We start from the raw sequence: 4,987 nt of genomic DNA, 5'->3' as shown, positions 1-4,987 counted from the left end.
AGCGGCCGAGGGCGCGGACGTGGTGCAGATCTTTCTCGGCAACCCCAAGAGCTGGAAGGCGCCCAAGCCGCGCGACGACGCGGCAACGCTCAGGGCCATCACCGGCCGCATCGACCTGGTCCACTGCAACGACTCCAGGGACGCCGCCGGCTCGGGCCGTGACCGCCACGCCAACCTGAGCAGCGGCCAGATCGACACCGAGCATCTTGTCGCGGCCGTGAAAGCCGCGGACGCGCCGGTCATCTGCGAAACCGCCGCGGAAGGCCGCAAGGGCGACATCGCTTTCCTGCGGGAATCCCTGCGCTGAACAACGCAGTCAGCGGGCCGGATCTAGCACGGGTTGGCAGCTGTCTGACAGACACGTCGGAAGTTTCTTGATGCACGTTTGACCACCCGACGGCGGGTTATTCTGCGGTTGTCGAACGCCTCTCGCGCGGCCCGGCGAGCCGGTAGGGGCTGGTTCGGTGCCCGGGAGGTTGCTGACGTTGGATTTCGGGGCGCTGCCCCCGGAGGTAAATTCGGGCCGGATGTATGCCGGCCCGGGGTCGGCGCCGCTACTGGCCGCCGCAGCAGCATGGGACGGGCTGGCTGCGGAGTTGGAAGTAACGGCGGCCGGGTACATGTCCGCCGTCGGCGACCTGACCACGACCACATGGCTGGGCCCGACCTCGGCGGCGCTGGCCGCGGCGGCGGGCCGGCATATCGCCTGGATGTTGGCCACCGCGGCTCAGGCCGAGCGGACCGCTGCGGCTGCTCAGCAAGCCGGGGCTGCCTTCGAGACGGCTTTTGCGTTGACGGTGCCCCCGCCGGTGATCGCGGCCAATCGGGCGACGTTGTCGGCGCTGATCACCACCAACTTCTTCGGTCAGAACACCCCCGGGATCGCCGCGACCGAGGCCCAATACGCCCAGATGTGGGCCGAGGACGCGGCCGCGATGTACGGCTACGCCGCGGCGTCGACCCGCGCGTCGGCGAACTTGCAACCCTTCGTCGCACCGCCGCGGGCCACCAACCCGGTCGAGCAGACCTTCGCAGTGGCTCACACCGTCGGCGGCGTGAGCGCGGCACTGCGAACCGCTCTGCCCGGATTCGAGACGAGTCTGCCGCAACTGCCCGAGACCGCGGCGGCTTCCGGCGCGCAGGGTGTGCCGCTGTTCGGCTTGACCCCGCTGCTGAGCTTGTCACCCGTCTTCGGCGTGGAAGGTTTGCTGGGTCCGACGCTCCTCGGGCAGAACGCGTTCTTCCTCGCCACCGCGGGATTCCGGGCAAACTCCCAGGTCAACTTGGGTACCAGGATCCAAGGGATCAAGCAAAGCGTCGAACGACGAGACGCCGCGGCCGAGAAATTCCCCAGACACCAGGCCGAGAAGCTCGGTGCCGGGCACGAGCAGGCCCATCGGATGTCGGCGGCGATGGGTCAGGCCGCAGCAGCCGGACCGTTGTCGGTGCCGGTGAGTTGGGCCCGCGAGCCAGCGGTGTTCAGCCCAGCCGCGGCGTCGTCGTCGACGGAGTTCGTTACGGTCGCCGGAACCGCCTCGCCCACGCTGCCGGAATCGATGTCGGGCAGCACTTTCAGCCAGGGGTTGATGGCCGCGCTGTCCAACGAATCCCGCGACCCGGTGCACCCGAAAACCAAACCGGCGCTGGTGCACAACCAGTCCTCCGAACGGGCGGGCCGCTCAGGAACCAGAAGTTGACGAAGAGAGGAGTCACAGAATGGATTTTGGAGCGCTGCCCCCGGAGGTCAACTCCGGGCGCCTGTACACCGGTCCGGGAGCGGCGCCGCTGCTTGCCGCCGCGACGGCGTGGGAGCATTTGGCCGACGAACTCAATTTCGCGGCGGCGGCGTACCGGGCGGTGATCGCCAACCTGACCAGTTCGGGGTGGCAGGGACCATCGTCGGCCGCGATGGCCCGCGCCGCCGGCCCCTACCTCGCCTGGCTGCAGGGCACCGCCGCGCAGGCCGAGCAGACTGCCGAGCAGGCCAAGACGGCCGCGGCGGCCTATGAAGCGGCCTTCGCGATGACGGTTCCCCCGCCTCTGATCGCAGCCAATCGCGTCGAGGTGGCGGCGCTGATCGCGGGAAACTTCTTCGGTCAGAACAGCCCGGCGATCGCGGCCGCCGAAGCTGACTACGACGAGATGTGGGCGCACAACGCTGCAGTCATGTACGGGTATGCGGGCTCGTCAGCGGCGGCATCGCAGGTGGCTCCATTCCACCCGGCACCGCGGACCACCAATCCGACCGGATCGGTCGCCCAGTCCGCGACGCTGGCGCAGGCCGGCGCCGGTCGCGCCAACACCGTTGCCGGGCTTGGCAACGTCCTGGCGCAGCCGGCAGCCGCATCGAACTCCGCGGCCCCGTCGTCGGGCGTTGTGCCGACCATCGCCGGACAGCCGATCTCCACGTACGGTCTGGAAGGGGGCACCTCGGCGCTGTCGGTGAACGACGAAGCCTGGCGTCTCATCGCACTGGCGTCGCGGCTCACCGGTTTCCGCACCAGCGCGCTGCGCGACTTCGCCCAGGGCATCGGCCCGTTCGACCCCATTTTCGGGATCCCGACGTCGTCGGGCGTCTCGTCGGCCTCGGCGGTGATGGGTCGGGCGAGCAACGTGGGCGCGCTGTCGATACCGCCCACCTGGACGGTGACCGCCGCCCAAGGTGCGGAGGCCACTGCGGCGACGCTGCCGGTCACCGCCGCAGCAGAGACGGCGGGCATGCCCGGAACCATGCTGTTCGGCGAGACGCTACTTGGCACTTTGGCGGGCCGGGTGATCAGCGCGGCTGCGGCCAAGGGGCGGGACGATAAGACGACCAACAAGAACAAGGTGGTCCCGCGTTCTCCGGCCGCCGGGTGACGTCCGGTCCCGCAGCGTGCGGAGGCGGCATCGTGGAACGGGGCGCCGGCCGCGGGTTGTGCCCCGACGGCTTTCCGCGGCGTTGAGGCGCACCTACCCGAGGCGGCGCGAAAAGTCCGGGCCGCGAACTTTATGTTACATTTATTGTGCGATTGTCGGAAAAATGTAATACTGCCCGCATGCCAGATACCCATGCCGTCATCAATCAGGTTCCGCTGCTGGAGGACTACAACCCCGCGATGTCCCCGGTGCTTGTCGAGGCCCTGATCCGCGAAGGCGGCCAGTGGGGTCTGGACGAGGTCAACCAGGTCGGGGCGCTCTCGTCCACCCGCGAGGCTCAGCGCTGGGGCGAGCTCGCCGACCGCAACCGGCCGGTCCTGCACACCCACGACCGCTTCGGGTACCGCGTCGACGAGGTGGAGTACGACCCCGCCTACCACGAGCTCATGCGCGCGGTCATCTCCCATGGGCTGTTTGCTGCGCCGTGGGCGGACCCCAGACCGGGTGCGCATGTGGTGCGTGCGGCCAAGACTGCGGCGTGGACGGCTGAACCCGGCACCAGATGTCCGATGGCGATGACCTATGCCGTGGTACCGGCGCTGCGCCACAATCCCGAGCTGGCGGCGGTTTACGAGCCGCTGCTGACCAGCCGCGAGTATGACCCGCAGTCGTTGGTTCCCGCGGCAAAGCGTGGCATCACCGCGGGCATGTCGATGACCGAAAAGCAGGGAGGTTCGGACGTGCGTACCAACGCCACGCACGCCGTCCCCAATACCGACCGCAGCTACAGCCTGACCGGGCACAAGTGGTTCACTTCGGCGCCGATGTCTGATGTGTTCCTGGTGTTGGCGCAGGCAGCGGGCGGGTTGAGCTGCTTCTTTCTGCCGCGCATCCTTCCCGACGGCACCCGCAACCGGATGTTCCTGCAGCGGCTCAAGGACAAGCTGGGCAACCATGCCAACGCCTCCAGCGAGGTCGAATACGACGGCGCGATCGCGTGGCTGGTGGGCGAGGAGGGTCGCGGCGTGCCCACCATCATCGAGATGGTCAACCTCACCCGACTGGACAACGTGCTGGCCAGCGCGACGAACATGCGCACTGGACTCACCCAGGCCGTTCACCACGCCCAGCACCGAAAGGCCTTCGGCGCCTACCTGATCGACCAGCCGCTGATGCGCAACGTGCTCGCCGACCTGGCCGTCGAGGCCGAGGCTGCAACCATGGTCGCGATGCGGATGGCCGGAGCCACCGACAACGCGGTGCGCGGCGATCAGACCGAGGCGCTGCTGCTCCGGATCGGCCTGCCGGCCAGCAAGTACTGGGTGTGCAAACAAGCCACCCCGCAGGTGGCCGAGGCGATGGAGTGCCTGGGTGGCAACGGCTATGTCGAGGAGTCTGGCATGCCGCGGCTCTACCGCGAGGCTCCGCTGATGGGGATCTGGGAGGGTTCGGGCAACGTGACCGCCCTGGACGCGCTCCGTGCGATGGCCACGCGACCGGAATGTGTCGAGGTGCTGTTCGACGACTTGTCGACGACCGCCGGGCAGGATCCGCGCTTGGACGCCCATGTGCGCCGGTTGCGGGAGCGCCTCGGGGGATCCGTATCTCTGGAGTGGCGTGCCCGCAGCGTGGCCGAAGACATCTGCCTGGCGCTGCAAGGCTCGCTTCTGGTCGGCCACGGTCATCCTGCGGTCGCCGAGGCGTTTTTGGCCTCCCGGATGGGCGGGCGGCGGCGTGGCGCGTACGGGACGTTGCCCGTGGATTTGGACCTGGATCCGATCCTGGAGCGTGCATCGGTTCAGCGCTGACGCTCGCGACCGATGTCGGCTTCCCGAACGAACCGTCATTACATGTCTTGTGCAGTTGTTGGAAAAATGTAATACTACCCGCATGTCAGACACCCACGTCGTCACCAACCAGGTTCCGCCCCTGGAGAACTACAACCCCGCCGCTCTCCCGGTCCTCGTGGAAGCGCTCATCCGCGAGGGTGGGCAATGGGGCGTGGACGAGGTCAACGAGGTCGGCGTACTGTCCGGATCCGAACAGGGGCAGCGCTGGGGCGAGCTGGCCGAACGCAACCGGCCGATCCTGCACACCCACGACCGGTACGGGTTCCGCGTCGACGAGG

Annotated in this window: 4 protein-coding genes and 1 pseudogene; all 5 read left to right on the top strand. The window is 68.3% G+C overall.

Going from position 1 to position 4,987, the window contains the following annotated elements:
* A partial coding sequence (locus tag AC2VOP_RS17105; RefSeq protein WP_486962069.1) for a TIM barrel protein occupies positions 1-307 on the top strand: 307 nt, incomplete at its 5' end.
* 178 nt (positions 308-485) lie between these two features.
* A complete protein-coding gene (locus tag AC2VOP_RS17100) occupies positions 486-1,697 on the top strand; it encodes a PPE family protein (RefSeq protein WP_486962070.1) in 1,212 nt (403 codons plus the stop codon).
* A gap of 19 nt (positions 1,698-1,716) precedes the next feature.
* Positions 1,717-2,859 carry a PPE family protein gene (locus AC2VOP_RS17095; RefSeq protein WP_486962068.1) on the top strand — a complete coding sequence of 381 codons (1,143 nt, stop codon included), beginning with the start codon at positions 1,717-1,719 and terminating at the stop codon, positions 2,857-2,859.
* Between the two features lie 179 nt (positions 2,860-3,038).
* On the top strand, positions 3,039-4,667 hold the full coding sequence (locus AC2VOP_RS17090) for an acyl-CoA dehydrogenase family protein (RefSeq protein WP_486962067.1): 1,629 nt from the start codon (positions 3,039-3,041) through the stop codon (positions 4,665-4,667).
* An 82-nt stretch (positions 4,668-4,749) separates the two neighbouring features.
* Positions 4,750-4,987, top strand: a pseudogene (locus AC2VOP_RS17085) (DNA alkylation response protein); the annotation flags it as partial.

Source organism: Mycobacterium sp. TH-M106 (assembly GCF_057473765.1).
This window is presented reverse-complemented; position numbering and strand designations above follow the sequence as displayed.